Source organism: Aliidongia sp., assembly GCF_035943795.1.
Classification (GTDB): Bacteria; Pseudomonadota; Alphaproteobacteria; order ATCC43930; family CGMCC-115725; genus Aliidongia.
This window is the reverse complement of record NZ_DASZBY010000103.1, coordinates 36,600-53,610: the sequence shown is the minus strand read 5'-3', so window position 1 is coordinate 53,610 and position 17,011 is coordinate 36,600. Positions and strand designations below refer to the sequence as shown.

General features: G+C 65.9%; 13 protein-coding genes. 6 read left to right on the top strand and 7 right to left on the bottom strand.

All coding sequences use genetic code 11. The features are described 5' to 3' along the window. Positions 1–228 precede the first annotated feature (228 nt). Positions 229–1,638, bottom strand: a complete 1,410-nt coding sequence (locus VGV37_RS20320) for a hypothetical protein (RefSeq protein ID WP_326881575.1) — start codon at positions 1,636–1,638, stop codon at positions 229–231. Positions 1,639–2,003: 365 nt separating this feature from the next. Between VGV37_RS20320 and VGV37_RS20315 the strand changes: the two genes are divergently transcribed. The 5 genes from VGV37_RS20315 to VGV37_RS20295 all read left to right on the top strand — a co-directional run bounded on the left by VGV37_RS20315 (position 2,004) and on the right by VGV37_RS20295 (position 8,670). After that, positions 2,004–2,552 carry a DUF3576 domain-containing protein gene (locus tag VGV37_RS20315; protein ID WP_326881574.1) on the top strand — a complete coding sequence of 183 codons (549 nt, stop codon included), beginning with the start codon at positions 2,004–2,006 and terminating at the stop codon, positions 2,550–2,552. A gap of 141 nt (positions 2,553–2,693) precedes the next feature. Then, complete coding sequence (leuS, locus tag VGV37_RS20310) at positions 2,694–5,237, top strand: leucine--tRNA ligase (RefSeq protein ID WP_326881573.1); 2,544 nt, start codon at positions 2,694–2,696, stop codon at positions 5,235–5,237. Next, entirely contained in the window at positions 5,224–5,745 is a 522-nt protein-coding gene (lptE, locus tag VGV37_RS20305) for an LPS assembly lipoprotein LptE (protein WP_326881572.1), read from the top strand. The genes leuS and lptE overlap by 14 nt, the downstream gene beginning before the upstream one ends. A gap of 39 nt (positions 5,746–5,784) precedes the next feature. Continuing rightward, a complete protein-coding gene (gene holA, locus VGV37_RS20300; protein WP_326881571.1) occupies positions 5,785–6,813 on the top strand; it encodes a DNA polymerase III subunit delta in 1,029 nt (342 codons plus the stop codon). A gap of 162 nt (positions 6,814–6,975) precedes the next feature. After that, the gene (locus VGV37_RS20295) at positions 6,976–8,670 is read left to right on the top strand and encodes a methyl-accepting chemotaxis protein (RefSeq protein WP_326881570.1); all 1,695 of its coding nucleotides are present in this window, start codon (positions 6,976–6,978) and stop codon (positions 8,668–8,670) included. A gap of 219 nt (positions 8,671–8,889) precedes the next feature. Here VGV37_RS20295 and VGV37_RS20290 read toward each other — a convergent pair whose 3' ends face one another. The 6 genes from VGV37_RS20290 to VGV37_RS20265 all read right to left on the bottom strand — a co-directional run bounded on the left by VGV37_RS20290 (position 8,890) and on the right by VGV37_RS20265 (position 14,867). Next, positions 8,890–9,753, bottom strand: a complete 864-nt coding sequence (locus VGV37_RS20290; protein WP_326881569.1) for a ParB/RepB/Spo0J family partition protein — start codon at positions 9,751–9,753, stop codon at positions 8,890–8,892. 26 nt (positions 9,754–9,779) lie between these two features. Next, positions 9,780–10,586, bottom strand: coding sequence for a ParA family protein (locus VGV37_RS20285; protein ID WP_326881577.1), 807 nt, complete (start codon positions 10,584–10,586; stop codon positions 9,780–9,782). A gap of 16 nt (positions 10,587–10,602) precedes the next feature. Continuing rightward, positions 10,603–11,208 carry a 16S rRNA (guanine(527)-N(7))-methyltransferase RsmG gene (gene rsmG, locus VGV37_RS20280; protein WP_326881576.1) on the bottom strand — a complete coding sequence of 202 codons (606 nt, stop codon included), beginning with the start codon at positions 11,206–11,208 and terminating at the stop codon, positions 10,603–10,605. Between the two features lie 79 nt (positions 11,209–11,287). Beyond that, the gene (gene mnmG / locus VGV37_RS20275) at positions 11,288–13,162 is read right to left on the bottom strand and encodes a tRNA uridine-5-carboxymethylaminomethyl(34) synthesis enzyme MnmG (RefSeq protein WP_326881568.1); all 1,875 of its coding nucleotides are present in this window, start codon (positions 13,160–13,162) and stop codon (positions 11,288–11,290) included. Between the two features lie 44 nt (positions 13,163–13,206). Beyond that, positions 13,207–14,514 (bottom strand): tRNA uridine-5-carboxymethylaminomethyl(34) synthesis GTPase MnmE, encoded by a 1,308-nt coding sequence (gene mnmE / locus VGV37_RS20270; protein ID WP_326881567.1) that lies wholly within the window; start codon positions 14,512–14,514, stop codon positions 13,207–13,209. 5 nt (positions 14,515–14,519) lie between these two features. Then, positions 14,520–14,867, bottom strand: coding sequence for a (2Fe-2S) ferredoxin domain-containing protein (locus VGV37_RS20265; protein ID WP_326881566.1), 348 nt, complete (start codon positions 14,865–14,867; stop codon positions 14,520–14,522). A gap of 102 nt (positions 14,868–14,969) precedes the next feature. Between VGV37_RS20265 and VGV37_RS20260 the strand changes: the two genes are divergently transcribed. Continuing rightward, positions 14,970–16,988, top strand: a complete 2,019-nt coding sequence (locus VGV37_RS20260; protein WP_326881565.1) for a thioredoxin domain-containing protein — start codon at positions 14,970–14,972, stop codon at positions 16,986–16,988. Positions 16,989–17,011 lie beyond the last annotated feature (23 nt).

Here is a 17,011-nt window from a genome sequence, read left to right as displayed (position 1 = left end):
TGCGCCTCGCCGTAGGTGAAATCCGTCAGCGTGTTGATGTCGTAGGATTCGGTCGGATTGCGCAGGAGATTGTGCAGGAACGAGCGCATCCAGGTGTTCCCGGATTTGGGAAAGGATGCGAGCCAGATGATGCCGCCCATGGGTGCCGACGAACTCCGCGCCTGCTGGAAATAAAAAGGGGAGAGCGGCGAACCGCTCTCCCCCAAGTCGCTGGATACGATGTTCCGATTAGAAGCGGAACGAGGTTTCCATGATGACCGCCGTCGCATTGAAGCTCTTGGCGTAGACGTTGTTGTTCGCCGAGACGCCGCCCGCACCCTTGACGAAGCTCGGACCGGCCGGAACATAGGCGCCGTTCGGATCGTAGAGGGTTTCCTGGATCAGGCCAGCGAGGTTGATGCCCGGTCCGACCGTATAGGTGGCGCCGACCTGGAACACGTCGTTGTTCGCCGCACGCTTCACATCGGCGTCGCCGGTGATGCCTTCGAACGAACCGCGAGACCATTCCGCACCCATGCGGATCGCGCCGACGGTGTACGAGAGGTTCAAGTCGCTCTGCTTGCTGATCATCTCGTTCGAACGGACGGTGAATGCCGTCGGCACGCCAGCCGCGTTGAACGCGGTAGCCTGACCAGCACCAGAGAACGTGCCGGCCGCGCCGCCGGGGAGGGCCATCGCTTGCTCGTAGTTGAAGCCCAGCTCCCACGGGCCATAATTGACCTGCAGACCCGTATTATAGACCTGCGGGTTGGCGTTCGTCGTGTCGCTGTTCGAACCAACCGTCAGATTGCCGAGCGCGGTCTTGGTCGAGATCGCTGCCTTGCGGCTCGCCGTCGAGTAGCCGAGGGTGTAGGCGATTTTGACGGGGCCGACCGTACCGGTCCAACCGCCCGCAACCGACCAGTAGTTATAGGCGGTCGCGGAGTTCAGGTAGCTCGGGAACAGGCCGTTGGTGATGTTGTCGGTCGGACCATTCTGGTCACCGCCGTTGCCCGGGCCGTAGGTGTGACCGCCAGCCTTGTCCGGGGTATAGTCGAAGGCGACATGGAAGCCGGCGATGACAGGGCTGTAGTACACGAGCTTCGTGCCACGGCCATCGAGGTTCAGGGTCGTGAAGTTGTAGACCGGCGAGCCCGAGAAGTAGATGGCACCCGAGTTCGCACCGATGTTGCCGTCACCCGTCACACCGGCGTTGTTGCCGACCGCGTCGTTGCGGCGGACGTCGCTGTCGTCACCAATGCGGAACTCACCCCAGGTGGCCGCGTTCTTGAGGTAGACGTACGAGTCCTTGATCACGGTGTTGTTCGAGCTCTGGAAGCCCGTGGTCGTGTTCACGCCGCCGAAAGGAGCGCTGAACGCGTTCAAGCGAGTCCAGATACCAGCCGTGATGCCGTTCGAGAACGTCGTCGAACCCAGGAACCGGATCAGGAAGTAATCCTGCGCGGCAGTCGGCTCGCGCTTGTAGCCAGCTTCACCCGGATTGTCGTCGTTCTGAATGGTCGCGCCGAAACCAGCGTAGTACTGGCCGCCGAACTTCATCGTGATCGGCTGATCCGTCGTCGCCGTCTGGGCGAGCGCCGCGTTCGAGAAAAGACCAGCCGCGACGAGCGCGGAAGTCCCCAACAATAGCTTCTTCATGATTCCCCTCCAGGAAGTTCCTACTATCGCGCACCGTGATCGATCGTTTGATCCCGGTGGCCGCGGCGGGTCCCCATGCGAGCCGCGGTCGATTCTTTCGCAATCCCAAGCAGGAAAGTACGGAATGCTATCGCGGGGTCAAGAAAGACGACGATTCCGCGCGGGCATTTCCAAATACTGTTGCCCGGACACCACAATCCGGTCCGAGGGATCGGACCCGCCAATGGCGCTGTCGGCGCGCTTGCGCCGCTTTGAAGCCGCGTCGGAACATGCTAGGAACCGTGCGCGTAAGATCTGCAGTCCCCCTGATGATCCCGTGTCGGCCGCCCGTGCCGCCGGACGCGGTGGGACGTTCGAGGAGTCCCATGGTCAACCGTTTTCGCGCCACCACACTCGCCTTCGGCATTGCGTCGGTCACGTTTCTCGCCGGCTGCGGCGACGTCTCGCCAAGCGATTCCGCCTATCGGCCGAACGATCCGCGCTATGTCGACGAGACGCAGCCGGACAATTCGGTGTTCGGCAGCAACGGCTTGATCGGCCTGTTCGGCGGTGGATCCAAGAAGGATGCCCAGGGCGCCCAGGGCATCGGCGTCAATACCTATCTGTGGCGCGCCTCGCTCGACACGGTGTCGTTCATGCCGCTCACGTCGGCCGATCCGTTCGGCGGCGTCATCATCACCGACTGGTATACGCCGCCGGAGACGCCGAACGATCGTTTCAAGCTGAACGTCTACATCCTGGACCGGCAGCTGCGCGCCGACGGGATCAAGGCGACGGTGTTCCGCCAGAGCCATGCGCCGGACGGGCGCTGGGTCGATGCGACGGTCGACCCGAAGACGGCAACCGATCTCGAGAACGCGATCCTTACCCGCGCCCGCCAGCTGCGGGTGAATACGGCGCAGCAGTCGTCGTAGCGGATGGGGCGGCCGCCTCTATATATTGAGCGGCTGCCCTGCGTTTTGGATCAAAGGCGGTGGTCGGGCCTGGCGGCCTTCGTCCCTCCGGATCATCCGGGATGATCCGCGGACCGGCCGTCGTCCGTTAAGGTGGTTGGGATGGATCGGTATAATTTTCATGAGGCCGAGGCCCATTGGCAGTCGGTCTGGCGCGAGCGCGGCAGTTTCGCCGCGAAGACCGATCCAAGCCGTCCGAAATACTACGTGCTGGAGATGTTCCCGTATCCGTCGGGCAAGCTCCACGTCGGCCACGTGCGCAATTACACCATGGGCGACGTGGTCAGCCGGTTCAAACGCGCGCGCGGCTTCAACGTGCTGCATCCGATGGGGTGGGACGCCTTCGGCCTGCCGGCCGAGAATGCGGCGATCGCCGGCGGCATCCATCCCGGCAAATGGACCTACGAGAACATCGCGACCATGGGCGCCCAGCTGAAGCTGATCGGGCTCGCCTATGATTGGGACCGCGAGATCGCGACCTGCCATCCGGAATATTACCGGCACGAACAGAAGATGTTCCTGGATTTCCTGGCGAATGGCCTGGCCTACCGCAAGGAATCCTGGGTCAACTGGGATCCGGTCGAGCATACCGTGCTGGCCAACGAGCAGGTCATCGACGGCCGCGGCTGGCGGTCGAACGCGCTCGTGGAAAAGCGGCTGCTGTCGCAGTGGTTCCTGAAGATCACCGATTTCGCCGACGAGCTGCTGGCCGGGATCGAGACGCTGGATCGCTGGCCCGATCGGGTCCGGGTCATGCAGTCGAACTGGATCGGCCGGTCGGAAGGCGCGCGCGTGTTTTTCGCGCTCGAAGGCGACGGGTTCGCCGGCGACCGGCTGGAGATCTTCACAACCCGGCCCGACACCTTGTTCGGTGCCTCGTTCTGCGCCATCTCCGCCAACCACCCGATCGCCCAGAAGCTGGCGGCGGAAGATCCTGCGATCGCGGCGTTCAACGCCGAATGCAACCGCATGGGCACGTCCGAGGCCGCGATCGAGACGGCCGAGAAGCTGGGCCTGAAAACCCGGGTGTCGGTCGCCCATCCGTTCCTGCCCGGCGTCACCCTGCCGGTCTACATCGCGAATTTCGTGCTGATGGAATATGGCACCGGCGCCATCTTCGGCTGCCCGGCCCATGATCAGCGCGATCTGGATTTCGCCCGCAAATACGGGCTGCCGGTCCTTGTCGTCGTTCGCCCGGCCGACGGCCCGGCGCCCGACGTCGGCACCGAGGCGTTCGTGGCGACCGACGGCATCATCGTCAATTCCGAATTCCTCGACGGGTTGGCCGTGCCTGAAGCCAAGCGGGCGGTCATCGACCGTCTGGAGCAGATGGATGCGGGCAAGGGCACGATCCAGTATCGCCTGCGCGACTGGGGCGTGTCGCGGCAGCGCTATTGGGGCTGTCCGATCCCGGTGATCCATTGCGAGACCTGCGGCATCGTGCCCGTGCCGGCGAAGGACCTGCCGGTCAAGCTGCCGGACGACGTCAGCTTCGACCAGCCGGGCAATCCGCTGGACCGGCATCCGACCTGGAAGCATGTCGCCTGCCCCACCTGCGGCGGGAAGGCGACGCGCGAGACCGACACGTTCGACACGTTCTTCGAATCCTCCTGGTATTTCGCGCGGTACTGCTCGCCCCGGTCCGACCAGGCGTTCGAACGCGCCGACGTCGATTACTGGCTGCCGGTCGACCAGTATATCGGCGGCATCGAGCACGCGATCCTGCATCTGCTCTATTCCCGCTTCTTCGTGCGCGCGCTCAGGGCCTGCGGCTATCTGGACCTGGCCGAACCCTTCGCAGGCCTGTTCACCCAGGGCATGGTCTGTCACCAGACCTACCAGGACACGGCCGGCAACTGGCTCTATCCGGAGCAAGTGACGATCGGCGAGAACGGCATCGCGACCTCGAACGGCGAGCCGGTCGTCGTCGGGCGCCTGGAAAAGATGTCCAAGTCCAAGAAGAACCTGGTCGGGCTCGACGAGATCGTCTCCAGCTACGGCGCCGACACCGCGCGCCTGTTCCTGCTGTCCGACAGCCCGCCCGAGCGCGACCTGGAATGGACCGAGGCCGGCGTCGAGGGTACGTGGCGCTACGTCAACCGCTTGTTCCGGCTGATCTACGAGCATCGCGACCGGCTGGCGCCGATCGGCACATCCATCGATGATGCGGGCGAAACCCGCCGCCTGGTCCACAAGACCATCGCGGCGGTGACCGAAGATCTGGAGCAGTTCCGCTTCAATCGCGGCGTCGCCCGCCTGCGCGAGCTGTCGAACCATCTGGAAGGCGTCGTCGCCACGATCGACGGCGCCGTGCTGCGCGAGGCGCTGGAGACCCTAACCGTCCTGATCGGCCCGATGATGCCGCATCTGGCCGAAGAGCTGTGGCGCGTCATGGGCCACGAGGCGCTGCTGATCGACCAGCCCTGGCCCACGGCACTGCCGGCCCTGGTCCGGGACGATACGGTCAAGCTGGCGGTGCAGGTCAACGGCAAGCTGCGCGGCACGATCGACCAGCCGCGCGACGTGGACCAGGAGGTGGCGCGGGTTGCCGCCCTGGCGCTGCCCGAGGTACAAAGGGCGCTCGAAGGCAAACCGGTCCGCAAGGTCGTCGTCGTCCCGAACAGGGTGATCAATGTCGTGGCGTAACCGCCTCCTCGCCGCCGCCGGCACGGGCCTCATGATGCTGGGCCTCGCCGGCTGCGGCTTCCATCCGCTGTATGCGGCCCACGACCGCAATGGCCTCGATCCCGCCCTGGCGTCGGTGCAGGTCGATCAGATCCACGACCGCCTGGGCCAGGTGCTGACCAACCAGCTGCGCGACGGCTTCAACCCGACGTCGACCGGCGTTCCCGCCCGCTATCGGCTGGAAGTGGCGCTCACCAAGCAGGAATATGATTCGGCGCTGCGGTCCGACGGAACGGCCAGCCACACCACCGTCCGCATCAGCGCCAGCTACGTGCTGCGCGGCCTCGCCGACGGCAAGCCGGCCGTCACCGGCACCGTCCGTTCCGACAACGGCCTCGACGTACTCGACAATCAATATGCCAATACGATCGGCGAGCAGACCGAGGAATTGCGGGCGGTGCGCGACGTCGGCGACCAGATCCACGAACGGGTCGCCCTCTACTTGCGGCAGGTCGCCAGCAAGCCGTGAGGCGCGCGACGCGGATGACCGGATGACGGGCCGGCTTTCATGAAATTCACCGGTGTCCAACTCGCCAATTTCCTGAAGCGGCCGGATGGTGCCGTCACCGTCGCCCTCGTGTTCGGCCCCGACGAAGGGCTGGTCCGGGAGCGCGCCGACGCGCTTGCGCGCTCCGTGCTGGGCGATGGCGTCGACGATCCGTTCCGCATGGCGCTGCTGACCGCCGACAAGATCCGGCAGGACCCTGCCCTGCTGGCCGACGAGGCCGCTGCCATGAGCCTGATGGGCGGCCGCCGGGTCGTCCGGGTGCGCGATGCGACGGACGGCGTCTCGGCCTCGCTGAAACATGTGCTGGAAGCCGGGCGCGGCGACGCGCTGCTGGTGCTAGAAGCCGGCGATCTCGGCAAATCCTCGTCGCTGCGCAAGCTGTGCGAGGCCGCCGACAAAGCTGCGGCCATTGCGTGCTATGCGGATGGCCCGCGCGAGGTCGCGGGTCTGATCCGCGACACGCTGCAGGCCCAGCGCATCGCGATCGACGACGATGCGGTCGAATACCTGATCGGCAACCTGGGCAGCGACCGCGGCATCAGCCGGCAGGAGATCGAAAAGCTGGTGCTGTACGCCGGCGCCGGCGGCCGGATCGAGCTGTCCGATGCCATCGCCTCGGTCGGGGATTCGAGCGCGCTCGAGCTGGAGGACGTGATCTACGACGCGCTCGACGGCCGCACCGCACCGATCGACCGCGCCCTCACCCGCCTGTTCCTCGAAGGCCAGGCGCCGGTCTCGATCGTCCGGGCCGTGATGCGCCATGCCCAGCGCCTGCATTTCTGCGCGGCGCAGGTCGCCGGCGGCCAGCCGCTCGACCTGGCAGTGCGCAGTCTGCGGCCGCCGATCTTCTTCAAATACACCGATCGCTTCCGACGCCAGACCGAGCAATGGCCGCAGGAGCGCTGCGAGCGGCTGTTGAAGCGCCTGACCCAGGCCGAACTCGATCTGAAACGGACCGGCTATCCCGACGAAACCCTGTGCCGGCATCTGCTGATCCATCTATCGCGCATCGGTCCGATCCGGCGCTGAGCGACCTGGCGGCGTGGTTGCCTCATCCATGTGATCGGCGCGTGCGGAATTGCTTTACGTCGAATTAAGCTTGTCTGCCGCAATAGTATCTTCCGGCGTGCCCCCTTGGCGCGCGGCATATGACCATTTCATATGCGGGAAAATGCAGGGCGGAAATACCTCATGACTTGGCTCGATCGCTTGACGATTCGGAAGAAACTGATCCTTCTCACGGGGTTGGCAGTCCTCGTCGCGGCAATCCTGGTCGCGATCGGCGCCTATGATACGCGGGAGCGGATGATCGAGGATCGCAAGGGCGAGCTGCGGTCGATCGTCGAGACCGCCATCGGCGTTGCCCAGAGGCTCGACACCGAGGTCCAGGCCGGTCACCTGACCCGCGAGGCGGCGGTCGCATCCCTGCGCCAGACCATCGAGGCCATGCGCTATCGGCCGACCAAGGAATATGTTTTCGCCTATCAGATGGACGGGCTCAGCCTCGCCCATGGCGGCAACCCGGCACAGGTCGGGACCAACCGCATGGGGGTCAAGGATTCGACCGGAAAGCCGATCGTCGGCAATTTCGTGGATACGCTCAGCAAGGCGGACGAAGGCTTCACCACCTATGTGTATCCCCGGGCGAGCGGTGGGCAGCCCTTACCCAAACTGACCTTCGTCAAGCGCTTTGCTCCCTGGAACATCTTCGTCGGCTCCGGCGTCTATACCGACGACATCGAGGCCGACTTCATCGCCATGATGACCGAGATCGGCCTCGCGGCGCTGGTTCTGCTGGCGGCCCTCTGTGCCGCCGCCATCGTCATCTCGCGCGATATTTCCAATTCGATCAACCGGCTCGAACGGAAGATGGGTGCGCTGGCCGCGGGCGACCTAAGCGTCACGATCGACGAAGCCGCGCGCGGCGACGAAATTGGCCGGATGGCGGCCGCCGTGCAGATCTTCAAAGAGCACGCGCTCGAGATCGAACGGCTGCAGGTTACCCAGCAGGAGAACGAGCGCCTGGCGGCCGAGCATCGCCGCGCGGAGACCCTGAAGCTCGCCGGTGCGTTCGAGGCGACGGTCGGCGGCATCGTCGATGCGGTCGGTCGCGCCGCCGGCGAGATGCAGCGCGAGGCGCAAAGCCTGTCGAGCAGCGCCCAGGCCGCCAGCAACGAGGCCCGCAGCATCGCGTCGGGCGCATCGGAGGCCGAGGGCAACGTCCAGACGGTTGCCGCCGCCGCGGAGGAACTCTCGGCCTCGATCGCGGAGATCGGCCGGCAGGTCGGCCAGAGCGCCACCATCGCCAGCAAGGCCGTCAGCACCACGGCCTTGACCGACGAGCGGGTCGGCGCCCTCGCCGGGGCCGCCCAGCGCATCGGCGAGGTCGTGGGACTGATCCAGGCGATCGCCAGCCAGACCAACCTGCTGGCGTTGAATGCGACGATCGAGGCGGCGCGCGCCGGGGAAGCCGGCAAGGGCTTCGCCGTCGTGGCATCGGAGGTCAAGAGCCTGGCCAACCAGACCGCCCAGGCAACCGACGACATCCGGCAGCAGGTCGAGGCGATCCAGAGCTCGACCGCCGAAGTGGTGAGCTCGATCCGCGACATCGCCGAAACGATCCGCGAGATGAACGAGATCGGCGGCGCCATCGCCGCCGCGATCGACCAGCAGAGCGGTGCCACCCGGGACATTTCCGCCAACGTGCAGGATGCGGCACGCCATACCTCGTCGGTGTCCGAAGGCGTCGGTGCCGTGACCGAGACGTCCGAACGGGTCGGCGGCGCCGCCGGCCGCGTGCTGGACGCGGCTCAGGGTCTTACGGAACAATCCGAAGCGCTGAAGCGCCAGGTCAGCCAGTTCCTGGCGACGGTCAGAGCGAGCTGACGGCGGGGTATCGCCTTCGTATCCGTTACTGCACCGGTGCCGGTAGCGAAGTTTCCGCACCGGGCGGGTTATGTGCTTTAGCGGCTGCTGGACCTACGATGCCCATGTGCGAGAGAGAATAATAATAGTATCCGGCAACGGCGCCGAACAGGAAAACGACGAACAAGACAGCCAGGGAAAGCGCGAGTTTCATATTTCACCAGCAGGCTTCTTGCGCCATTACCGCAGCCGCTTCAACAGATGATCCAGCTGGTCCAGCGTGCGGTACTGAATGACGACCTCACCGCCCGAACCCTGGGTCTTGATCTTGACCGCCAGGCCGAGCGAGCCGGTCAGTTCGCGTTCCAGCGCCAGGGTGTCGGCATCGGGTGCGGCCTCGGCGCGGGGCCGGCCCGACGACAGCTTGCGCCCCTTTTGCACCAGCGCTTCGACCTGTCGCACGTTCAGGCCGTGCTCGACGATCTCGTCGGCCAGCATGTCCGCCCGCTCGACACCGATCAGCGCGCGGGCATGGCCGGCGCTGAGTTTGCCCTCGGCCAGCAGCCCCCTCACCTTCTCGCCCAGGCCCAGCAGGCGGAGCGTGTTGGCGACATGGCTGCGGCTCTTGCCGACCGCCTTCGCCAGCTCCTCCTGGGTATGGCCGAATTCTTGCGACAGGCGCGCATAGGCCTCGGCCTCTTCCAGCGCGTTCAGATCCTCGCGCTGCAGATTCTCGACGAGCGCGATCTCCAGCGTCTCGCGGTCGCTGAGGTCGCGGACGATGACCGGCACGTCGTGCAGCTGCGCCTTCTGCGCCGCGCGCCAGCGCCGCTCGCCGGCGATCAGTTCATAGGCGTTCTGGATCGTCGGATGGACCCGGACCAGCAGCGGCGACAGGATGCCCTTGTCGCGGATCGAGTCGACCAGGCCGGCCAGCTTCTCGTCGTCGAACACCCGGCGCGGCTGATAGCGGCCGGGATGGATCTGGCCGATCGCGATGGTGCGCGACGGCTTGCGCGCCGCCTCCGCATCGGACTCGCTTTCCTCGCCGAACAATGCCGACAGGCCGCGGCCCAGTTTGCGCGGCTTACCCTCTTCCGCCATGGCGCGGGACCTCGTTTCAATCTCGCTCAATGGGCGTAGTCCTGCTCGCGATACAACACTTCGCTGGCCAGGTGGATATAGGCCTGCGACCCGGCACAGCGCCAGTCATAGAGCAGCACCGGCTTGCCGTGGCTGGGGGCCTCGGAAATGCGGACGTTACGGGGAATGGTCGTGTTGTAGACCTTCTCGCCGAAATACCCGCGCACGTCGGACGCGACCAGATCGCACAGGTTGTTGCGCTTGTCGAACATCGTCAGCACGACGCCCTGCAGATCCAGGCCCGGATTGAGCGACTTCTTGACCCGGTCGATGGTGCGTACCAGATGGCTCAGTCCTTCGAGGGCGTAGAACTCGCACTGCAGCGGCACCAGCACGGCATTGGCCGCGACCATCCCGTTCAAGGTCAGGAGCCCGAGCGACGGCGGACAATCGACCAGGACATAGTCATAGACGACCTTGAGTTGGTCGATCGCATCTTTCAGGCGGTATTCCCGGCGCGCGCCGGACACCAGCTCAATCTCGGCGCCGGCCAGCTCGACTGAGGCCGGCACCAGCTGTAGCCCCGGCACCGAGGTCGAGACCAGCGCGCCGCCGATCTCGTCCATGCCCATCAACACTTCGTAGGTCGTGATGACACGCTGTTTCTGGGTGATGCCCAGGCCGGTCGACGCATTGCCTTGCGGGTCGAGGTCGATCAGCAGCACGCGCTTTTCCGCTGCCGCAAGAGCGGTCGCCAGATTGATCGCGGTCGTCGTCTTCCCGACCCCGCCCTTTTGATTGACCACCGCGAAAACGCGCGGGGTCTTGGCGGTGGTCTTGCCGGCACCGGCGATACCGATCACCTCGCTCTTAACGCTCACGGACCGGAGACTCCACTTCAAGGATCACGCCAGAAGGATCGGACAGGCTTGGCCGCTCCGTAACCCTCATGTGCCAGCATTTGCGGGCTTCGGTCAATTCATCGGCCTGACGCGCGCCTTTGAGAAATACGCACTTGCCTGCAGGTTTCAGGAAGCGAATGGCATGGTCCAGCAATTGGGCGAGCGGCGCAAGCGCCCGCGCCGTGACGATATCGGCCTGAAGAGAAGGAACCGCGTCGATACGCTTGTTGTGGATCGTCACGGCGGTTCCGGTTACCCGGGCCGCCTCATGCAGAAAGGCGCATTTGCGCGCGTCGGATTCCACGAGATGAACCTGCGGCCCGCCCATGATCGCCAGGATCAGGCCGGGGAGCCCCGCCCCACTGCCGAGGTCGACCAGCACGCCGGTGTTCGCGACCGCCAGGTGAATTTGCGCCGAATCGAGGATATGCCGGCGCCAGACGTCCGACAGCGTTGCCGGTCCGACAAGATTGATTTTCGCGTTCCACTTGACGAGCACAGCGACATAGGCCGCCAGGCGGTCGCGTGTTTCACGTGAAACACTAACAAGCGCAGTGAACTCGGCCTCGGTCAGCGGGGCGCTCATTGGGGCGTAGACATGATTGGCGTTGTTTCACGTGAAACACCGTTAGCGTCGTTTAGACCGACCATCTTTACGCCGAGAGCCGCAGCTTGCCGCGCCGCACATATTTCAGCAATGCCATTAGGGCCGCTGGCGTGACGCCGGGGATGCGGCCGGCCGCGCCCAGCGTCGCCGGCCGCGCGGCGGCAAGCTTCTGGCGCACCTCGTTCGACAGGCTGCCTACGTCAGCGTAATCGAGATCCGCTGAGAGCTCGAGCGTCTCGTCGCGACGGAAGGCCGCGATATCCGCTTCCTGTCGGGTGATATAGGCGGCATACCGACAGTCGATCTCGATCTGCTCCGCGACGTCCGGCCGGAGCGCTGCCAGCGCCGGCCATGCCGTGGCAAGGCGCTCGAGATCCAGGCCCGGATGCCCGAGCAATTGGGCGACGGAGCGGATCTGGCCATCCTCATTGACCATGATCCCGTGGCGCTTCAACGCCGGCGGTGTCATGGCCGAACCATCGACCAGGTTGCGTGCCGCGGCTAGGGCCAGCTTCTTCGCCGTCCAATGTTCCCGGCGCTCGGAGCCGACGCAGCCGATGGCCAGGCCCAGATCGGTCAGACGGCGATCCGCGTTGTCCGCCCGTTGCAGCAATCGATATTCGGCGCGGGACGTGAACATGCGATAGGGCTCGCTCGTCCCTCGTCCGATCAGGTCGTCGATCATGACGCCGATGAAGGCATCGGCGCGGTCGAGCGTGAAGGCGGCAGATGCCCCCGCGGCCAATGCCGCATTCAACCCGGCAACCAATCCCTGCCCCGCCGCCTCTTCATAGCCGGTCGTGCCGTTGATCTGGCCGGCCAGGTATAGGCCGGGAATTCGCCGCGTTTCCAGAGTCGCCGCCAATTCCCGGGGATCGACGAAATCATATTCGATGGCGTAGCCAGGACGGATCATCGCCGCCCGTTCGAGCCCGGGAATGGTCTTCAGCATCGCGCGTTGCACGTCTTCCGGCAGCGAGGTCGAGATGCCGTTCGGGTAGACGGTGTCGTCGTCCAATCCTTCCGGCTCCAGGAAGATCTGGTGCCGGTCGCGGGCGCTGAACCGCACGACCTTGTCCTCGATCGAAGGGCAGTAGCGCGGGCCGGTGCCCTCGATCTGACCGGAATAGATCGGCGCCTGGTGCAGGTTGGCGCGGATGATCGCGTGGGTTGCCTCGGTCGTGCCGGTGATGTGGCAGGCGATCTGCGGTGTAGTAATCTTCTCCGTCAGGAACGAGAACGGTTCCGGTGGATCATCGCCCGGCTGTGCCTCCAACTCGCTCCAGGCAATCGTGCGGCCGTCGAGCCGCGCCGGCGTACCGGTCTTGAGCCGGCCGAGCGCGAAACCGGCCCGGCTCAGGGTCTGGCTGAGGCCCAGCGACGGCGCCTCGCCGACCCGACCCGCCGGGATCTGCTTCAGCCCGATATGGATGAGCCCGCGCAGAAATGTCCCCGTCGTCAGCACGACGCGCCCGGTCGCGATTTCCCGGCCATCGCCCAGCACCACGCCGGCCACGCGCCCCGCGGGATCGAGACGCAGATCCTCGACGGCGCCCTCGATCACCGTCAACATGTCGTATTCGGCCAGCAGCGCCGTCATGGCCTGGCGGTACAGCTTGCGATCGGCCTGGGCCCGGGGACCGCGCACCGCCGGCCCCTTGGACCGGTTGAGCATGCGGAACTGGATGCCGGCCCGGTCGATCGCCCGGCCCATCACGCCGTCGAGCGCATCGATCTCGCGTACGATATGGCCCTTGCCCAGCCCGCCGATCGCTGGATTGCAGGACATTTCGCCGATCGTGGCACGCTGGTGGGTGACGAGCGCGGTGCGGGCGCCGAGACGTGCCGAAGCAGCCGCGGCTTCGCAGCCGGCATGACCGCCGCCCACGATGACGACGTCGAATTTATTCAGTGTATTCATGGCGGCCGGACATTACGCCGAGCGGGCTCGATTCGTCAAAGCCGCTACTTGCCGATGCAGAAATCCCTGAAGATCACATCGAGCAGGTCTTCGACATCGACCCGGCCGGTGATGCGGCCAAGCGCCCTGACGGCCAGGCGGAGATCTTCGCCGACCAGCGCCGGGTCGTGGCCGGCGATGGCACGGGCAAGACAGTCCGCACATTCTTCCAGGGCCGCGCGATGGCGTTGGCGGGTCACGATCGGTGCGTCACCGGCGAGCAATGTTTCGGCACGCGCCGCCAGCGCCTCGATCAGCTGCCCCAGTCCCTGCCCGGTCGCGGCGGAGATCGCCAGGCCGTCGCCCACCTCGGGATTGAGATCGACCTTGTTCCAAACCACCAGGGTCGCCGCGCCGCGCAACGCGGAAAACTCCTCGAGACTGTCCGGCGCGCCGGCGTCCAGCACGAGCAGGCGCAGATCCGCCGCCTCGGCCCGCGCCCGCGCCCGTCGGATGCCCTCGGCCTCGATCGGATCGGCGCCGTCGCGGATGCCGGCGGTGTCAGCCAGGATGACCGGATAGCCGCCCAGGTCGAGATGGACCTCGATCACGTCGCGGGTCGTACCGGCCTGGGCAGAGACGATCGCGGCGTCGCGCCCGGCCAGCGCGTTCATCAGGCTCGACTTGCCGGAATTGGGCGGACCGACCAGCGCCACGGACAGCCCGTCGCGCAGGATTTCACCGCGCCGCCCGTCGGCCAAGCGCTCCCGGATCTCCCGCTCCAGGCGCTCGGCCATCATCCGCGCCGGTCCCAGCAGATCGTCGGGCAGATCGTCGTCCGGGAAGTCGATCGCCGCCTCGACATGGGCCAGGGTGCGGGTCAGCTGTCGCGCCCAATCCTCGGCGATCCGGGCGAACCCGCCGTCCATCTGGCCCAGTGCCTGGCGCCGCTGTGCCGCGGTCTCGGCCGCGATCAGGTCGCCCAACCCCTCTGCCTGGGTCAGATCCAGCTTGCCGTTGAGAAAGGCCCGACGGGTGAATTCGCCCGGCTCGGCCATGCGGCAAGCCTCGATCTCCCCGAGCGCAGCCAACAAGGCAGCGACCACGGCCGGCCCGCCATGCACGTGAAACTCCGCCACATCCTCGCCAGTGAAGCTTGCCGGACCTGGAAACCACAGGACCAGTCCCCGGTCGATCGTCTCGCCGGTCACGGGATCCATCAGCGCGGCGAGACGGGCCGTCCGCGGGGCCGGAATCCCACCGGAGATCATGTCGAGGCTCAGGCCCGCCATCGGACCGGACACACGGACCACTGCCACGCCGGCGCGCCCCCGGGCGGTCGCCGGCGCGAAGATCGTCCGACTGGCGGTCATCGACCTCAGCCTTTCGGAGGGATCTGGTCGGGCGTCAGGCGCAACCGCTCGACCCGTCCGCCGCCGACCAGGTGCGTTTCGAGGATTTCATCTATGTCGTCCCGCGTCCGGTAGCCATACCAGATGCCTTCCGGATAGATCACCATGACCGGCCCCAGCTCGCAGCGATCGAGGCAGCCGGCGCTGTTGACGCGGGTGCTGGGCAGTCCCAGCTCCTTGACGCGCGCCTTCATGTAGTCCCTCAGCTTTTCCGAACCGCCCTCGGCGCAGCACCCGCGCTTGTGCCCGGGCGGCCGGACATTGGTGCAACAGAATACGTGGGTTTCGAAATAGGGTCGCTCGGCCGTATCCATCGTCGCTCCTGAACGCGCAAGCCGGTCTTGGCCTGATACGGGAAAACCTAATAGGATGACGCGCTTGGAACAATGGCGGCATTTCCGCCCCTTCGAGGTGCCATGGCGTCCAACCAGCTTGCCGCCGAGACCAGCCCCTACCTGCTGCAGCACAAGGACAACCCGGTGCATTGGCGGGCCTGGGGTGCCGCGGCCCTCGCCGAATCCCAGTCGTCCGGCAAACCCATCCTGCTGTCGGTGGGCTACGCGGCCTGCCACTGGTGCCATGTCATGGCGTCGGAGAGCTTCGGGAATCCCGGCATCGCGGCGCTGATGAACGAGCTCTATATACCGGTCAAGGTCGATCGGGAGGAACGGCCGGACATCGACGCGATCTATCAGCAGGCCCTGGCCTTGATGGGTGAGCAGGGCGGCTGGCCCCTGACCATGTTCCTGACGCCCAAGGGTGAGCCGTTCTGGGGCGGGACCTATTTTCCCCCGACCCAGCGGTGGGGGCGCCCCGGTTTTCCCGAGGTGTTGCGCGGCGTCGCGGCGCATTACCAGAGGGAGCCGGACAAGATCGCCGGCAATGTGGCGGCGCTGGCCAAGGGCCTCGCCCAGCAATCCCAAGCCAAGGCCGCCGAGGGCGAGATCGCGCCGGAGCTGCTGGACCAGATCGCCGAGCGACTGGCCAAGAGCGTCGATCCGATCCACGGCGGCTTCGGCCAGGCCCCCAAATTCCCTAACCCCTCCAACCTCGAACTGCTGTGGCGCGGCTGGAAGCGGTCCGGGCTGGACCTCTGCCGCGACCGGGTACTGCTGACGCTCGATGCCATGTGCCAGGGCGGCATCTACGATCATATCGGCGGTGGCTTCGCCCGCTATTCGACCGACGAGCAATGGCTGGCGCCGCATTTCGAAAAAATGCTGTACGACAATGCTCAGCTGGTCAGCCTGCTGGTGCTGGTGTGGCAGGAAACCCGGTCGCCGCTCTATGCCGCCCGCATCGACGAGACGATCGGCTGGGTCCTGCGCGAGATGCGTGCGCCGGATGGCGGCTTTTCTTCGACCATCGATGCCGACGCGGAGCATGAAGAAGGCAAGTTCACGGTCTGGTCCGAAGCCGAGGTTGACCAGGTGCTCGGCGCCGACGCGGCCCTGTTCAAGGCGCACTACGACGTGACTGCCGCCGGGAATTGGGAAGGCAAGACCATCCTCAACCGGCGCGGTCGGCCTGAGCTTGCCCATCCGGAAATCGAGGCCACCCTCGCCCGTTGCCGGGCCGCCCTGTTCGACGTCCGCGAGCAGCGCGTACGGCCGGGCTTGGACGACAAGGTTCTGGCCGATTGGAACGGCATGATGATCGCGGCCCTGGCCGAAGCCAGCCAGGCCTTCGGACGGCCGGATTGGCTCGCCGCCGCCCTCGAAGCCTGGAAATTCGTCACCGGGCGCATGACGGCTGACGGTGATCGGCTTCATCATTCCTGGCGGGGCGGTCGATATCATCCAGGCACGCTCGACGACTATGCCGACATGGCCCGGGCCGGCCTGGCCCTCCACGAGGCAACCGGCGAGACCGCATTCCTCGACCAGGTCGATCGTTGGATAGCTGTGCTTGAGCGGCATTTCCGCGACCCCGCCGGCGGCTACTTCTTCACGGCGGACGACACGGAAGCGCTGATTACCCGCACCAAGAGCGTCGGTGACAATGCGGTGCCGGCCGGCAATGGATCGCTGGTCCATGTCTTCGCCCGGTTATGGGCCCTCACCGGCCGCGCCGGCGATCGCGCCGCGCTCGAAACGCAGATCGGCGCGTTCGCCGGCGAGATAGAGCGGAATTTCTACCCCCTCGGCACCTATCTGAACGGTATTGATTTCGCGCTCCGCCCCATCCAGATCACAATCTTGGGATCGCGTGATGGTGCGGATACCAGGGCCTTGCTGGACGCGCTCAACACGGTAAGCCTGCCGAACCGGGTCACCCAGATCGTCGGTGCGGCGGACGGGTTGCCTTCCGGCCATCCGGCCAGAGGCAAAACTGCCCTCGGGAATGTCGCAACGGCTTACGTTTGTATCGGTACCACCTGTTCCCTACCCCTGGTCGACGCCGGCGCCCTTCGCCAGGCGCTCGCCCGGATCTGACTCCCGCACCTGTCACAGAGGCT

Coding starts and splice junctions, on each gene's coding strand:
- VGV37_RS20320 (WP_326881575.1), bottom strand. CDS start 1,638: ATGAAGAAGCTATTGTTGGGGACTTCCGCGCTCGTCGCGGCTGGTCTT.
- VGV37_RS20315 (WP_326881574.1), top strand. CDS start 2,004: ATGGTCAACCGTTTTCGCGCCACCACACTCGCCTTCGGCATTGCGTCG.
- leuS (WP_326881573.1), top strand. CDS start 2,694: ATGGATCGGTATAATTTTCATGAGGCCGAGGCCCATTGGCAGTCGGTC.
- lptE (WP_326881572.1), top strand. CDS start 5,224: ATGTCGTGGCGTAACCGCCTCCTCGCCGCCGCCGGCACGGGCCTCATG.
- holA (WP_326881571.1), top strand. CDS start 5,785: ATGAAATTCACCGGTGTCCAACTCGCCAATTTCCTGAAGCGGCCGGAT.
- VGV37_RS20295 (WP_326881570.1), top strand. CDS start 6,976: ATGACTTGGCTCGATCGCTTGACGATTCGGAAGAAACTGATCCTTCTC.
- VGV37_RS20290 (WP_326881569.1), bottom strand. CDS start 9,753: ATGGCGGAAGAGGGTAAGCCGCGCAAACTGGGCCGCGGCCTGTCGGCA.
- mnmG (WP_326881568.1), bottom strand. CDS start 13,162: ATGAATACACTGAATAAATTCGACGTCGTCATCGTGGGCGGCGGTCAT.
- mnmE (WP_326881567.1), bottom strand. CDS start 14,514: ATGACCGCCAGTCGGACGATCTTCGCGCCGGCGACCGCCCGGGGGCGC.
- VGV37_RS20265 (WP_326881566.1), bottom strand. CDS start 14,867: ATGGATACGGCCGAGCGACCCTATTTCGAAACCCACGTATTCTGTTGC.
- VGV37_RS20260 (WP_326881565.1), top strand. CDS start 14,970: ATGGCGTCCAACCAGCTTGCCGCCGAGACCAGCCCCTACCTGCTGCAG.